At 76.4% G+C, this 13619-nt stretch carries 14 protein-coding genes; 7 read left to right on the top strand and 7 right to left on the bottom strand.

Going from position 1 to position 13619, the window contains the following annotated elements; all coding sequences use genetic code 11:
* The 5 genes from ACI797_RS15330 to ACI797_RS15310 form a co-directional block, all read left to right on the top strand.
* A partial coding sequence (locus tag ACI797_RS15330; protein ID WP_456859559.1) for a DUF222 domain-containing protein occupies nucleotides 1–908 on the top strand: 908 nt, incomplete at its 5' end.
* 47 nt (nucleotides 909–955) lie between these two features.
* A complete protein-coding gene (locus ACI797_RS15325) occupies nucleotides 956–2065 on the top strand; it encodes a sigma-E factor regulatory protein RseB domain-containing protein (RefSeq protein WP_456859558.1) in 1110 nt (369 codons plus the stop codon).
* A complete protein-coding gene (locus tag ACI797_RS15320; protein WP_456859557.1) occupies nucleotides 2062–2991 on the top strand; it encodes an ABC transporter ATP-binding protein in 930 nt (309 codons plus the stop codon). Before ACI797_RS15325 ends, ACI797_RS15320 begins: the two co-directional genes overlap by 4 nt.
* Entirely contained in the window at nucleotides 2988–3797 is an 810-nt protein-coding gene (locus tag ACI797_RS15315) for an ABC transporter permease (RefSeq protein WP_456859556.1), read from the top strand. Before ACI797_RS15320 ends, ACI797_RS15315 begins: the two co-directional genes overlap by 4 nt.
* Nucleotides 3798–3811: 14 nt before the next feature.
* Nucleotides 3812–4390 carry a GNAT family N-acetyltransferase gene (locus ACI797_RS15310; RefSeq protein ID WP_456859555.1) on the top strand — a complete coding sequence of 193 codons (579 nt, stop codon included), beginning with the start codon at nucleotides 3812–3814 and terminating at the stop codon, nucleotides 4388–4390.
* Here the strand turns inward: ACI797_RS15310 and bla are convergent.
* The 6 genes from bla to ACI797_RS15280 all read right to left on the bottom strand — a co-directional run bounded on the left by bla (nucleotide 4383) and on the right by ACI797_RS15280 (nucleotide 11122).
* Entirely contained in the window at nucleotides 4383–5312 is a 930-nt protein-coding gene (bla, locus tag ACI797_RS15305; protein ID WP_456859554.1) for a class A beta-lactamase, read from the bottom strand. The two genes, ACI797_RS15310 and bla, sit on opposite strands and share 8 nt — an antisense overlap.
* Before the next feature lie 81 nt (nucleotides 5313–5393).
* Nucleotides 5394–6032, bottom strand: coding sequence for a dihydrofolate reductase family protein (locus ACI797_RS15300; protein ID WP_456859553.1), 639 nt, complete (start codon nucleotides 6030–6032; stop codon nucleotides 5394–5396).
* Between the two features lie 52 nt (nucleotides 6033–6084).
* On the bottom strand, nucleotides 6085–7431 hold the full coding sequence (locus ACI797_RS15295; RefSeq protein ID WP_456859552.1) for an FAD-dependent oxidoreductase: 1347 nt from the start codon (nucleotides 7429–7431) through the stop codon (nucleotides 6085–6087).
* On the bottom strand, nucleotides 7428–8528 hold the full coding sequence (locus ACI797_RS15290) for a class I SAM-dependent methyltransferase (RefSeq protein WP_456859551.1): 1101 nt from the start codon (nucleotides 8526–8528) through the stop codon (nucleotides 7428–7430). Before ACI797_RS15290 ends, ACI797_RS15295 begins: the two co-directional genes overlap by 4 nt.
* Before the next feature lie 36 nt (nucleotides 8529–8564).
* Nucleotides 8565–10271, bottom strand: coding sequence for a LuxR C-terminal-related transcriptional regulator (locus ACI797_RS15285; protein ID WP_456859550.1), 1707 nt, complete (start codon nucleotides 10269–10271; stop codon nucleotides 8565–8567).
* Nucleotides 10272–10315: 44 nt separating this feature from the next.
* Nucleotides 10316–11122: a lipase family alpha/beta hydrolase gene (locus tag ACI797_RS15280; RefSeq protein ID WP_456859549.1), complete on the bottom strand. Its 807-nt coding sequence runs from the start codon at nucleotides 11120–11122 to the stop codon at nucleotides 10316–10318.
* Between the two features lie 55 nt (nucleotides 11123–11177).
* Here ACI797_RS15280 and ACI797_RS15275 point away from each other — a divergent pair, with 55 nt between their 5' ends.
* Both ACI797_RS15275 and ACI797_RS15270 read left to right on the top strand, forming a co-directional pair.
* Nucleotides 11178–11870 carry a CDP-alcohol phosphatidyltransferase family protein gene (locus tag ACI797_RS15275; RefSeq protein ID WP_456859548.1) on the top strand — a complete coding sequence of 231 codons (693 nt, stop codon included), beginning with the start codon at nucleotides 11178–11180 and terminating at the stop codon, nucleotides 11868–11870.
* Nucleotides 11871–11926: 56 nt separating this feature from the next.
* Nucleotides 11927–12904 carry a carbohydrate kinase family protein gene (locus tag ACI797_RS15270; protein ID WP_456859547.1) on the top strand — a complete coding sequence of 326 codons (978 nt, stop codon included), beginning with the start codon at nucleotides 11927–11929 and terminating at the stop codon, nucleotides 12902–12904.
* A 24-nt stretch (nucleotides 12905–12928) separates the two neighbouring features.
* On the opposite strand, the gene ACI797_RS15265 is transcribed toward ACI797_RS15270, so the two are convergent.
* Nucleotides 12929–13576 (bottom strand): flavin reductase family protein, encoded by a 648-nt coding sequence (locus ACI797_RS15265; protein ID WP_456859546.1) that lies wholly within the window; start codon nucleotides 13574–13576, stop codon nucleotides 12929–12931.
* Nucleotides 13577–13619 lie beyond the last annotated feature (43 nt).

Genomic DNA, 13619 nt, shown 5'->3' with positions numbered 1-13619 from the left:
TGTCGACGATCGCCGCGATCGGCGAGCCGCGGGCGGTCGCGCTGGCCGCGGCCCAGGGCATCGACCTGGCCGAGACCGCCGCCATCCTGGCCCGGCTGGCCGCCGCGGCGCCGCACACCGACCTGGACAAGGCCGTGCGCGCCTTCCTCGAGCGGCTCGACACCGACGGCCCCGAACCCGACCCGACCGAGCAGCGGTCGCTGACCTTCACCCGCCGCGCCGACGGCCGGCTGTTCTTCCGCGGCGAGCTCGACGCGGTCGGCGGGGACAGGTTCCAGGCCGCCATCACCGCCCTCGACCAGGCCCACCGGCCCGCCGGGGATGAGCGGAGCCTGGCGCGGCGGCAGGCCGACGCCGCGGTGCAGCTGGCCGACCTCCACCTCGGCTGCGGCACGCTGCCGCTGCTGCGCACGGTCAAGCCGCAGGTCGCGGTCACCGTCCACCTGGAGGACCTGCTCGACCCGGCGACCGGCCGGGGCGCCGCCCGCACCGGCTTCGGCGCGGTCCTCTCCGCCGCGCGGGCCCGGTGGGCGGCCTGCGACGCCGACCTCACCCGGATCGTGCTCGGCCCGCACGGGGAACCGCTCGACCTGGGCCGCACCCGGCGGCTGGTCACCCCGGCGCTGCGCCAGGCGGTGATCGCCCGCGACACGACGTGTGTGTTCGCCGGCTGCGACGCCCCGCACCACTGGTGCGAGGTCCACCACCTGCTGGCCTGGGCGCTCGGCGGCGAGACCAGCCTGGACAACTCCGGGCTGCTCTGCGAACGGCACCACACCCAGGTCCACCACGGCTTCCGCATCCACCGCGACGACGCCGGCCGGTGGCACACCTACCGGCCCGACGGCACCGAGATCCTGGTGATCCGGCCACCCGCCGACGACCCCCACCTCGCCCGCGCCGGCTGAGCGGTCCGCACAGGCCGGGCACAGGCATTCCTCGTACCGTTACCAGAGTGTTATCTCGGCGGCGCGGTGCCGCGGGGCGCTGGGCGCTCGTGCTCGCGCTGGTCGCCGTCCTCGCCGCGCTGCCGTCGGTCGTCGGGGCGCTGCCGGCCGACGACGCCGACGTCTCCGCCGCCGACCTGCGTGCCGCCGCCCTGGCCACCGCCGACCTCGGCTTCTCCGGGTACGCCGAGTCGGCCGGCGGGCTGGCCCTGCCGGTGAGCGACGAGCTGCCGGCCCTGGCCGACCTGTTCAGCGACCGGACGACGATGCGCGTCTGGTGGCGCAGCGCCACCTCGCACCGCGTCGACGTCGTCACCCCGACCGGCGAGACGGGCGTGCACCGCGACGAGGGCGGCTCGTGGACGTGGGAGTACGAGGCCAACCGCGCCACCCGCTCGGGCGTGGCGCCGCTCGAGCTGCCCCAGCCGCCCGACCTGCTGCCGCCCACGCTGGCCCGCCGCCTCCTCTCCGAGGCCACCGACGAGGAGCTCAGCCGCACCGGCGCCACCCGGATCGCCGGCCGCGACGCCCTCGGCCTGCGCCTGGTGCCCGCCGACGAGGCGTCGTCGGTGGCGCGGATCGACCTGTGGGTCGACGCGGCTACCGGCCTTCCGCTGCAGGTGCAGCTGTACGCCGAGGACGCGACCAACCCGGCGCTGGACACCCGCTTCCTCGACCTGGAGCTGGGCCGGCCGTCGGCGGAGGTGGTCGCCTTCACCCCGCCCGGCGGCGCGTACTTCGGCCGCGACTACGAGGAGGACGTGCTGACCCTCGCCGACCAGCGGCTGCGCACGGTCGCGCTGCCCGGCGCGCTGGCCGGGCTGCCGCGCCGCACGGTCGCCGGTGCACCGGAGGCCATCGGGCTGTACGGCCGCGGCGTCACGCTGCTCGCCGTCGTCCCGGTGCCCTTCCGGCTCGCGCAGGACCTGCGCCGCGTCGCCGCCACCACGCCGTCCGCGGTGTCCGACGAGCTCGGCGTCCGCCTGGCCGCCGGGCCGGTGGGCATCATGCTCGTCGGCTCGCCGGGGCAGCAGTCGTACGTGCTCACCGGCACGGTCACCCTCGAGGCGCTCGAGGCCGCGGCGCGCGAGCTCCCCCAGCTGCGGAGCCGCCCGTGAGCGCCGTGATCGTCACCCGCGGGCTGGTCAAGCGGTACGGCCGGCTGCACGCGGTGGACGGGATCGACCTCGACGTCCGCGAGGGCGACGTCTACGGCTTCCTCGGCGCCAATGGCTCGGGCAAGACGACGACGGTGCGGATGCTGCTCGGCCTCGTGCTGCCGACCAGCGGCGAGGTGGAGCTGCTGGGCGCGCGGATGCCGCGGGCCGGCCGGCGGGTGCTGCCGCGGGTGGGCGCGCTGATCGAGGGCCCCGCCCACTACGGGCACCTGTCCGGTCGGGAGAACCTGTCGCTGCTCGACGCCTCGGGGCCCGGCGGCCGCCGGCGCACCCGGCGCGCCCGGATCGACGAGGTGCTCGAGCAGGTGGGCCTGGCCGGGGTGGGACGGCGCCCGGTCAAGGCGTACTCGCTGGGGATGCGGCAGCGGCTGGGGCTGGCCGGCGCGCTGCTGCGCCGTCCGGAGCTGCTGGTGCTCGACGAGCCGACCAACGGGCTGGATCCGCAGGGCATCGCCGAGATCCGGTCGCTGCTGCTCGACCTGCACCGCGGCGGGACGACGATCTTCCTCTCCAGCCACCTGCTCGCCGAGGTCGAGCAGATGGCGACCCGGGTCGGCGTGCTCGACCGCGGCCGGCTGGTGCTCCAGGAGCAGCTGGCGGTGCTCACCGCGCCGACCGGCGCCACGGTCGTGGAGAGCCCGGCACCCGAGCACGTGCAGGCCGCGCTGGACGGCCGGGTCACCGCAGTCGACGGCCGGCGGGTGGTGGTGAAGGGCGACGACCCGGCCGAGGTGAACGCGCTCCTGGTGCAGGCCGGCGTGCCGGTGACCGGCCTGGCCCTGCAGCGCCCGACGCTCGAGGAGGTGGTGCTGGCCGCGGCCGGCACGAGCACCGACCGGGTGGAGCGGCCGGGGTCCCTCCGGTGATCGTCGTCGAGCTGCGCAAGCTGTTCCGCCGGCCGCGCACCTGGGCGACGATCGCCGTCCTCAACGCGCTGCCGACCGCCGTGGCGCTGCTGCTGGTCCTGACCGACCTCGCGCCGCGGCCCGGGGAGGGGCCGCCGTTCCTGTCCGCCGTCCTGGCCAACGGGCAGCTGTTCACCCTGGCCGCGCTGGCCATCGTGCTGCCGCTGTTCCTGCCCATCGCGGTGGCGGTGGTCGCCGGGGACTCGATCGCCGGCGAGGCCCAGGCGGGCACCCTGCGCTACCTGCTGGCCCGGCCCGCGGGCCGCACCCGGCTGCTGGTGGCCAAGCTCGTCGCCGTCCTCGCGTTCGTGCTGGTCACGGTGGTGGTCGTGGCCACCGTCGGCTACCTGCTCGGCAGCACGCTCTTCGACGCGCAGCCGACCGGCGGCACGTCGGTGTCGGGGACCTCGCTGAGCTCCGAGGAGCTGACCCTGCGCACGCTGATGGCGATCGGCTACGTGGCGGTGTCGATGCTCGGCGTGGCCGCGTTCGCGCTGTTCTTCTCCACGTTCACCGACTCGCCGCTGGGCGCGACGATGGGCGCCCTCGCCGTCCTGGTCGCCTCGTCGCTGCTTTTCACCCTCGACGCCGCCTCGCCCATCGCGCCGTACCTGCCCACGCGCTACTGGCTGTCGTTCGTCGACTTCTTCCGCGACCCCGTCCTGTGGCGGGAGATCGTCCGCGGCCTGGCGCTGCAGGGCGTGTACGTGGGCGTGCTGCTGGCCGGGGCGTGGGCGAACTTCGCCACCAAGGACGTCACCAGCTGACTAGCGTGCACCGGGTGGGGATCGAGATCGCGCCGGCGACGAGCTCGCGGTTCGACGACGTCGCGACGATGCTCGGGCCGAAGAACCCGGCCTCCAACGTCTGCTGGTGCCTCAGCCACCGCGTCGACTCGAAGACCAACCGGGAGCTCGTCGGGCCGGCCCGCCGCGAGTACGTCCGCGAGCTGACCGGCCGCCCGGTCGCGCCCGGGGTGCTCGCCTACGACGGGGACGAGGTCGTCGGCTGGGCCGCGGTCGCGCCGCGCGCCGACCTGCCCTTCCAGCGCTCCACCAAGATCCCGCACGTCGACGACCTGCCCGTGTGGTCCCTCTGGTGCATCCGCGTGCGCCCGGGCCACCGCGGCAAGGGCATCGCGCACGCGCTCGTCCGCGGGGCGGTCGACTACGCCGCCTCCCAGGGCGCCCCGGCGGTCGAGGGGTACCCGGCCGACAACGGGGACCGGAAGGTCGACACGACCATGGCCTTCGTCGGCACCCGCAGCCTGTTCGAGAAGGCCGGGTTCACCAAGGCCGCCGACACCGACGCCGTGGCGGGCGGGTTCCCGCGGGTCCTGATGCGCCGCGACCTCAGCTGAGCGCACCGGCCACGACGCGGGCGGCCGCTGCGACGAGGGCGTCGTCGTGCTCGGCGTCCTGGGCGTCCCGGCTCGACATGACGGCGAGCACGATCGGGGCGCGGCCGGGCGGGGTGAGCACGGCGACGTCGTTGCGGGTGCCGTAGGCGCCGTTGCCGGTCTTGTCGCCGACCTCCCAGTCGGCCGGGACGCCGGCCCGGATCAGTGCGTCTCCGGTGGTGTTCCGGTGGAGCCAGTCGAGCAGCAGCGCGCGGTCCGCCTCGTCGAGGAGGTCGTCGTCGAGGGTGTACGCCTGCAGCGTCGTGGCCAGCGCGCGCGGGGTGGTGGTGTCCCGCTCGTCGCCGGGCACCGCGCTGTTGAGCTCGGGTTCGGTCCGCGCGACGTTCGTGACCTCGTCCCCGACGCGCTCCAGGGCCGCGTCGAGCCCGGCCGGGCCGCCGAGCTCGCGCAGGACCAGGTTGAGCGCGGTGTTGTCGCTGTACCGGACGGCGGCGTCGCAGAGCTCGGCGAGGGTCATGCTGCCGCCGACCCGGGTGCTCGTCACCGGTGACCAGGCCGACGACACGTCGGTCTGCTGGATCGGCACGCCGCGCTGCAGGTCGGCCGGCGAGGTCTGCGCCAGCAGCGCGCCGCAGGCGAGGGCCTTGATGGTGCTGGCGTACGCGAAGCGCTCGTCGGCGCGGTGGGCGATGGTCGCGCCCGAGCCCGAGTCCAGCGCGTAGACGCCGAGGCGGGCGTCGAACTGCTCCTCGAGGGCGGCGAGCTCCGCCGCCACGTCCGGCGGCGGGGTGGTGGCCGGCGCCTCGCTGGTCGCGGCGGCGCCGGTGCCGGGCGCCGCCCGGTCGGCGTCCGCGGTCGACGAGCAGGCCGCGGTGGCGAGGAGGGCCAGGCACACCAGCGCGCGGCGGCCGCATCGGCGCACGCCCGACCTCCCGTCCCTCCGCACCGGGTGCCCACGAGACCGCAGGACCCGCCGCGAGGGCAAGCCGACAGGCCGCGCCGGTCAGGGCCGGACGAGCCGGACGTGCGTGGCGGCTCCGGTCGCCACGTGCTCGGCGACGACGAGGTCGGTGGCGACGCCGTCGCCGAGCAGCCGCTCGCCGGTGCCGAGCAGCAGCGGGGCGACGGCCACGTGCAGCTCGTCGACCAGGCCGGCGCGCAGGTACTCGCGGACCGTGGCCGCCCCGCCGGCGAGGCGGACGTCCTGGCCGCCGGCCGCCGCGAACGCCTGCTCCAGCGCCGACCCGATGCCGTCGGTCACGAAGGAGAACGTCGTTCCGCCGGCCATCTCGACCGGGTCGCGCGCGTGGTGGGTGAGCACGAACACCGGGTGGTGGTACGGCGGCTCCGGGCCCCACCAGCCCGCCCAGTCGCTGTCCCCCCACGGCCCGCGGACGGGGCCGAACATGTTGCGGCCCATGATCGTCGCGCCGATGCCCTCGTCGCCGCGGCGGGCGAAGTCGTCGTCGAGGCCGGTGGTGCCGCCCTCGGCGCCCTGCATCCGGTGGAACGTCGCGGTGGCGACGAGCCAGGCGTGCAGGTCCTCCCCGCCGACGCCGAGCGGGTGGTCCAGGCCCTGGTCCGGGCCGGCCGCGTACCCGTCGAGGGACACGGACAGGCAGTGCGCGCGCAGCTTCGGCACGGAGGCCTCCTCGGGTCGGCGTCGAGGGGCAGACCGGGCCGGCCCGCCGAAGTCATCGGCGGGCCGCCTCCGCCGGACTCGTCGACATCGCCACCGCGCGCCCTCCGCGCCGCAGCACCCGCACGGCGAACCCGGGTGCCAGGAGCGACCCGGGACGGCGGACCAGGGCCTGGACCTCTTGCAGGCGCAGCACGACCGCGTCGTCGTGGTGGGCGGCACGCGTCGCCCTGGTCAGGTACCTGTTGAGCGCGTCCGTCCCGAGCGGCTTGGCCCCCCGGGTGTCGGGGAAGACGAAGTCGCCCCCGACCGCGATCGACCACGGCGCGGCGACGGCCCTGCCCGCCGCGGCGAAGTACCGGCGGGCGAAGGCGCGGTTGACGGCCCCCGACCGGTCGAGACACCGGCCCAGGGCCTGGGCCTGCAGCGCGGCCGAGGTCATGCCCTGGCCGTAGACGGGGTCGAAGCTGCACACGGCGTCCCCCGCGAGCACCCAGCCCAGAGGGAACCGGCGCAGCCGCTCCACGTGCCGCCGCTGGTTGTCCACGAAACGGTGGGTGGCGGGCTCTCCCAGTGGCTCCGAGGACGCCATGACGTCGGCGATGACGGGGGAGGGCAGGCTGCGCGCGTAGGCGAGGCGTGCCGCCTCCTCCACGGGAGGCGACTCGTCGCCGAAGCCGGCGAGGAGCACGATCCAGCGCCCGCCCTCGACCGGCAGCGCCATCCCCAGCCGCCGCGCCGCGGGGGTGTCGACGACCGCCGCCGCCTTCCAGTCCCGCTCCGGCGCATCGGACCGGCGGTACGTGCGCGAGACGTAGCGGGTGTCCACCCGGACCACCGTCGTGCGCGGTGGGGGAAAGCCCAGGTCCACCAGCCAGGCCACGCTGTGCGCCGACCGTCCGGTCGCGTCCACGACGAGGTCCGCCGAGAGGCTGCCGCCGTCCGCCAGCCGGACCCCCGTGACCCTGGTGCCGGGCTCGTCGACCGTCAGCCCGATGACCGCCTCGCCGTCCCGGACGACGGCCCCCGGCAGCTGCTCGACGTGCGCGCGCACGAGCCGCTCCAGCAGCGGCCGGGACATCGAGGGGCTGCGCAGCGCAGAGACCGGACGGCGCAGCACCCCGCCCGCCTGATGCCACGAGAAGTCGGCGCACAGGTCGAGGTCGACCGCGCCGGCGTCGCGCAGCTCGGCGCCGACGCCGGGGAACCACGCCTCCAGGAGCCGGGCGCCCTCGGCCAGCAGGAGGTGCGGCTGCCGCCCCTGCGGCACCCGGGGGCGGGCTTCAGCCGCAGCGGGCAGGCGGTCGCGGTCGACCACCACGACCCGGTCGAAGCGTTCCGCGGCCACGCGGGCGGTGCACAGCCCCGCCATGCTCGCGCCGATCACCACCGCCGTGCTCATCGCGCGCCCGCCCGCTTCCGGGCGACGTAGAGCACGTCGACCGGGTCGTCGGGCAGGTCGTGGACGACGACGTCGACGAACCCCGCCTCCGCCAGCATCCGGCGGGCCACCTGCTCGCCCCACACCGCACCGAGCCCGGCGCCGCCCTCGGCCAGGGAGACGGTCAGGCAGTGCAGCGTGCTCACGCCGTACAGCCAGGGCGCCAGCGGGTTGCCGAGGTTGCCCTCGAGGTCGCTGGCCGCCTTGATGTCGACCATCGCGAACACCCCGCCGGGTTCGAGGGCGTCGTGCACCCGGGCCAGCACGCCGGCGGGATCGGCCTGGTCGTGCACGGCGTCGAAGGCGAACACCCCGGCGAAGGGCGGGTCGACCGGCAGCCGGGTCGCGTCGCGGACCTCGAAGGCGGCGTTGGCCAGCCCCCACCCGGCGGCCTCGGCGCGGGCGCGCTCGACGGCGTCGGCGGCGATGTCGAAGCCGGTGAACTGCGACCGCGGGTACGCCCGCGCCAGCACGTTCACCGCGTGCCCGGTCCCGCACCCCACGTCCGCCGCCCGCGCGCCGGCCGCGAGGCGGCGGGGCAGGTCCCCGGTGAGCGGCAGGACCCCGTCGAGCAGGACGCCGTCGAACAGGCCGCGCGAGGCCTCGTCCATCACGTCGGTGAGCTCCGGCCGGAACCGCGCGTACGGCACGCCGCCGCCGGTGCGGAAGGCCTCGGCGACCTCACCCACGTGCCGGCCGAGCAGCGCGGTGATGCGGCTCAGCGACGCCATGTTCTGCGCTCCCGGGCCGGTCAGGCAGGCCGCGCGGGCCGGCGGCAGCGAGTAGGTGCGCGTCGCGGGGGAGTACTCGACGATGCCCGCCGTCGCCAGCCCGCCGAGGCACTCGCGGACGTAGCGCTCGACCAGCCCCGCCCGCTCGGCCACCTCCTCGCTGGTGCTCGCCCCGGCGGCGACGGCCTCCAGCAACCCGGTGCGGAAGGCGACGTCCACCAGGAGCGTCACCACGCTCTCGGTGAACGTGCCCAGCAGCCGTTCCGCGAAGACCTCGACCGCAGCGGTGTCCGGCTCCGCGCCGGTCGTCCACGTGTCCGCAGCCATCTCGCGCCTCCTCCGTCGTCGGTCGACGGGGCGACGCTAGGAACGCGGCGGGGTGCCCGGCATCGGGCGAACGGTCCATCCCGCGCCGGCGCCGGATGGGTCGTTCGTCCCGGCGAGGGAGTGGGCGTGGGCCCACGCCGAGGCGGCGGTCCGGGTGGTGACGGCCAGCTTGGTGAAGATGTTGGACAGGTGCCGCGCGACGGTCTTGCGGCTGATGACCAGCGCGTCGGCGATCTGGGCGTTGGTCCGGCCCTCCGCCACGAGGGCGAGGACCTCGGCCTCCCGGGACGTCAGCCCCCCGGGCAGCGCGGGGACCCCGCGCAGCTCGGCGACCACGGTGGCGTCGGGCGCCGCGCCCAGCCGGTCGAAGACCTCGGCGGCGGCGGTCAGCTCCAGCTCGGCGCCGTCGGCGTCGCCGAGGGCGCGGTAGGCCGCCGCCAGCTGGACGCGGACCCGCGCGCAGTCGTGCACCGCCTCCAGCTCCCGCCAGCCGGCGCACGCCGCGGCCAGCAGGGGGAGGGCCTCGTGCGGCCGCCCGGTCGCCAGCAGCAGCGCCCCGCGCCACTGCCGGGCGGCCGCGGAGAACAACGGGCTCGCGTACCGGCGGGCGACCTCCTCCACCTCGGTCACCGCCTCCTCCGCGGCGGTGGTGTCCCCGGCGGCCAGGGCGATCTCCGCGTGCGCCACCCGCAGGCGGGCGCGGACCAGCGGGTTCGCCGTCTGCGCGAGCAGCGCCGCCCGGATCGACGCGTCGGCGGCGTCGGGCCGGCCCCGGCGCAGGCGGAGGAGGGCCAGTCCCGGCTGCGGGGTCCGGCCGAGCTCGTGCGCGCGGCGGTAGGACTCCTCGGCGTCGGCCCAGCGGCCGCGGAGCCGGGCCAGCTCACCCAGCTGGTAGTGCGCCTCGGCGGCGGTGAGGCAGGCGATGTCGGCCAGGTCCGCGCAGGCCCGGGCCGCCTCCGCCTCGCTCTGCGCCCACGCCCCGGCGGACTGCAGCACCTGCGACCGGTGCACCCGGCAGATGCCGGTGAACAGCACCGCCGCGGGCAGCGTCTCCAGCCAGGCGGCGGTCGCCCGCACCCAGGACCACGCCCGGCGCAGATCGCCCAGCTCGTAGGTCGCCGACATCAGGTGGCAGTAGATGTTGCCGGCGAACTCGGGCAGCACCTCGCCGGCGAGGACGTAGCTCATGGCCTGGTCGAAGCACGCCAGCCCGGCGGGCACCGCGCCGCGGCGCACCAGCACCCGCCCCTCGCCGAGCAGGCCCGCCGCCACCAGGGTCGGCTCGGCGAACCGGCGTCCGCGCTCGACGACCCGCCGCGCTGCGGCCAGCACCGGCTCCTGGTCGGGCTGGTCGAGCGCACCCTCCACCTCGAGCAGGTAGGCGAGGTAGCCCTGCTCGACGCACTCGGGCTCGCCGGCGAGCAGCGCCGCGGCCCGCTGCAGCCAGCCCGACCCGGGGACCTCGTCGGCGCGCATGACCAGGTTGACCGCCACCCCGATCGCGGCCATCGCGGCCGCGCGCGGACGCTGCTCGCGCACCGCCGCCCGGAAAGCCTCCTCCCCGACGGCGATCGACTCGTCGACCCGGCCGAGCCACCAGGCGCAGTCGGCGAGCGCGGCGAGGTCGTCGGCGGTCAGCCCGCCCTCGGCCCGGGCGGCGCCGAACGCCGCGTGCGCCTGGTCCCAGCGCTGCTGCGCGTGCGCGGTGCGCGCTGCCGCCAGCAGGGGTCCGGGGTCGCTCACGGCTGGCCTCCCCACGGTCCGGGGGCGGCCCAGCCTAGCGGCGGTCAGCCCCCGAGGCGGCTGCAGTCGTCGGCGGTCAGCGGGACCGGGTCGCCGGGCGCGAGGACGGCCTCGACCATCGCCATCACCAGCGGCGTCCGGGGCAGCCCGCCGTGCCCGACCCGCGCGTCGGCGCACACCGACTGCACGGTCAGGTTCAGCGCGCCGTCCAGCCGGGCGGAGTCGGGCGGCGTCACCGTCTCGTCCTGCGTCGTCCAGATCGAGACCCAGCTCGGGCCGGCGGGGGTCTCGTCCCCGGCGTTGAGCCGGGCGAGCAGGTCGCTGCCCGGCGCCAGCTGCCGGCACCCCTCGGGGCACTGCTCCGGCGCCACCTGCCCGGCGAGGTCGGCCAGCGCCGTGCCGTGGTGCGGCGAACCCAGCGTCACCACCCGCCGCACGACGTCCGCACCGCCGTCGGCCACCCACAGCCGGGCGACGACCCCGCCGGCCGAGTAGCCGACGACGTCGACGCTGTCGGCGCCGGTGCGGTCGAGCGCCTGCTCGGCGGCCGCCGCCAGCGCGTCGGCCGACCCGGCGAGATCACCGGTCCCGTTACCGGGCAGCGGGACGACGACGGCGTCCCGCCCGGCGGCGGTCAGCCGCCCGGCCAGCTCCTGCAGCGAGGCGGTCGAGCCGCCGTACCCGGGGACCAGCAGCACCGGCCCCACCTCGTCCTGCGAGACCGCCTCCGACGAGCGCCCGGGGTCGCCGGGCACCAGCAGGACGACGGCGAGGGCGACGAGCGCCGCGGCGACCACGGCCAGCAGCCCCAGGACGACGCGTCGGCGGGCGGGGGAGAGGCCGGCGAGCACGCTCCCACTGTCCCCGCTCTCGCCGTACTCGACACGGGCTGGTGGACTGCCGCCTGTGCTGAGCCGCGAGGAGTACCTGACCGCGTGGGCGCGGTGGCACGGCGGGACCGACCCCGCCGCCAGCGCGCTGGTCCGCGGCTGGCTGTCGACGGCGTACGCACTGGCCCGCCCGCTGGCCGGGGTGCCGCCGCTGCTCGCGACCGCGCTGGGGCTGCTGGTCGCGGTCGGGGGCGCGGCGCTCGCCGTCCCCGGCGGCGGCTGGCTGGTGGGCGCCGGTCTGCTCGTCGGGCTGTCCGGGCTGCTCGACAGCCTGGACGGCGCCCTGGCCATCGCGACCGGCCGCGCGTCGCGGCGCGGGTTCGTCCTCGACTCCGCCGTCGACCGGCTGACCGAGGCCGCCTACGCCGCCGGTCTCTGGGCGGCCGGCGCCCCCGGCTGGCTGGCCGCGGCCTTCGGGGCGCTGTGCTGGCTGCCCGACTACCTGCGCGCCCGCGCCGGGCAGGCCGGGGTGGCCGAGACGGGCGCGATCTCGGTGTTCGAGCGGCCCACGCGGGTGGCGCTGACCGGGTTCACGCTGGGCGGCGCCGGGATCCTGGCGCTGGCCGGCGCCGGTCCGCACGCCGGCACGGTGGTCACGGTGGGGACGGCGGTCGGCGTCCTGCTGGGCGCGGTGGCCGTGGGCCAGCTCGGGCTGTCGCTGCGCCGGGCGCTGGGGGACCGACCGGCGCACCGGGACCCCGGGCCGTAGGCTGTTCGGCGTTCCGCGCCGTCCTCCTGCGCCGGTCGACCCCGAGGAGCCCTCCCGTGCCCGTCGTAGTCACCGGCTCGATCGCCACCGACCACCTGATGACCTTCCCGGGCAGCTTCAGCGAGCAGTTCGTCGAGGGCCAGATGGAGAACGTGTCGCTCTCGTTCCTCGTCGACGACCTCGTGCAGCACCGCGGCGGCGCCGGCGCGAACATGGCGTACGGCATGGGGCTGCTGGGGCTCAACCCCGTGCTCGTGGGCGCCGTCGGCAGCGACTTCGCCGACTACGAGGCCTGGCTGTTCCGGCACGGCGTCGACACCAAGAGCGTGCACTGGTCGGAGATGAAGCACACCGCGCGCTTCGTCTGCACGACCGACGTCAAGAACAACCAGATCGCCTCGTTCTACTCGGGGGCCATGTCCGAGGCCGCCGACATCGAGCTGGCGCCGGTCGCGCACCGGGTCGGCGCGCCGGACATCGTCGTCGTCGGCCCGAACGACCCGCGCGCGATGGTGCGGCACACCGAGGAGTGCCGGGAGCGCGGCTACGCGTTCGCGGCCGACCCCAGCCAGCAGCTCGCCTGGGCCGACGGCGCGATGATCCGCTCGCTCGTCGAGGGCGCCGAGCTCCTCTTCACCAACGAGTACGAGTCCGCGCTGCTGCTGCAGAAGACCGGCTGGACGCTCGAGGAGGTCCTCGACCGCGTCGGCTGCTGGGTCACCACCCGCGCCGCCCAGGGCGTGCTGGTCCGCCGCGCGGGCGAGGAGCCCATCGCCGTGGCGGCCGTGCCCGAGACCAAGCCGGTGGAGCCCACCGGCGGCGGCGACGCGCTGCGCGCGGGCTTCATCGCCGGGCGCACCTGGGGCCTGTCGGCCGAGCGGTCGGCCCAGCTCGGCTCGGCCATCGCCACCGAGGCCGTCGAGGTCATCGGCACGCAGGAGTACGCGCTCGACCGGCGGGCCTTCCTGGCCCGGTTCGCCGAGGCGTTCGGCTTCGACGCCGCCGACGAGGTCGCCGTCCACCTCCCCGCCTGAGGCGACGCCCGTCGGGGAGCTCCCTCAGCCGCCGCGGAGGCGCTCGCCGATGCCCGGGTCCTCCGACCAGTCGCGGTAGGGGATCCGCGGGATCTCCAGGACCTCGCCCAGCGTCGTCCACTCGTTGCCGCCCAGGCGGGCCACCGGGTCGAGGTGCTCGATCCGCGGCCGGCCGTCGCGGACCGCCGACTCGTAGGCCGTCACCGCGACCACGCGCCCGAAGACCACCCAGCAGTCGCCCAGCTTGATCGTGGAGTGCAGCGTGCACTCGATGCTCACCGGCGAGTCGGCCACCCGCGGGGCGGCCACCCGGTCGCTCGGCTCGAGCCGGACACCGGTGTGCTCGGCCTCGCTCTGGTCCGGCGGGAAGTCCGTCGCCGTCGCGTTGACCTGCTCGAACAGCGACCGCGGCGTGAGGCTGATGGTGAACTCGCCGGTCGCCTCCGCGTTGTTCAGCGAGTCCTTCCGGCCCACCGAGGTGAACTGCACGATCGGCGGCTTGACGCAGGAGACCGTGTAGAAGGAGTGCGGCGCGAGATTCTCCACCCCGTCGGCCGAGCGGGTGCACACCCAGGCGATCGGCCGGGGGACGACGACGGAGTTCAGGATCCGGTAGAAGTCGCGCCCCCTCATCTCGGCGGGGTCGAACAGGACGCGAGCGGGCGAGGTCACGCGGCCTCCTCGCCGGCGCTCGTCGGCCCCGTGCCCCCAGGTG

The sequence above is a fragment of the Geodermatophilus sp. SYSU D00691 genome (genome assembly GCF_054050275.1).
The sequence above is the reverse complement of the archived record's forward strand: the minus strand, read 5'-3'. Positions and strand labels throughout refer to the sequence as shown.

Coding starts and splice junctions, on each gene's coding strand:
- ACI797_RS15295 (WP_456859552.1), bottom strand. CDS start 7,431: ATGAGCACGGCGGTGGTGATCGGCGCGAGCATGGCGGGGCTGTGCACC.
- ACI797_RS15290 (WP_456859551.1), bottom strand. CDS start 8,528: ATGGCTGCGGACACGTGGACGACCGGCGCGGAGCCGGACACCGCTGCG.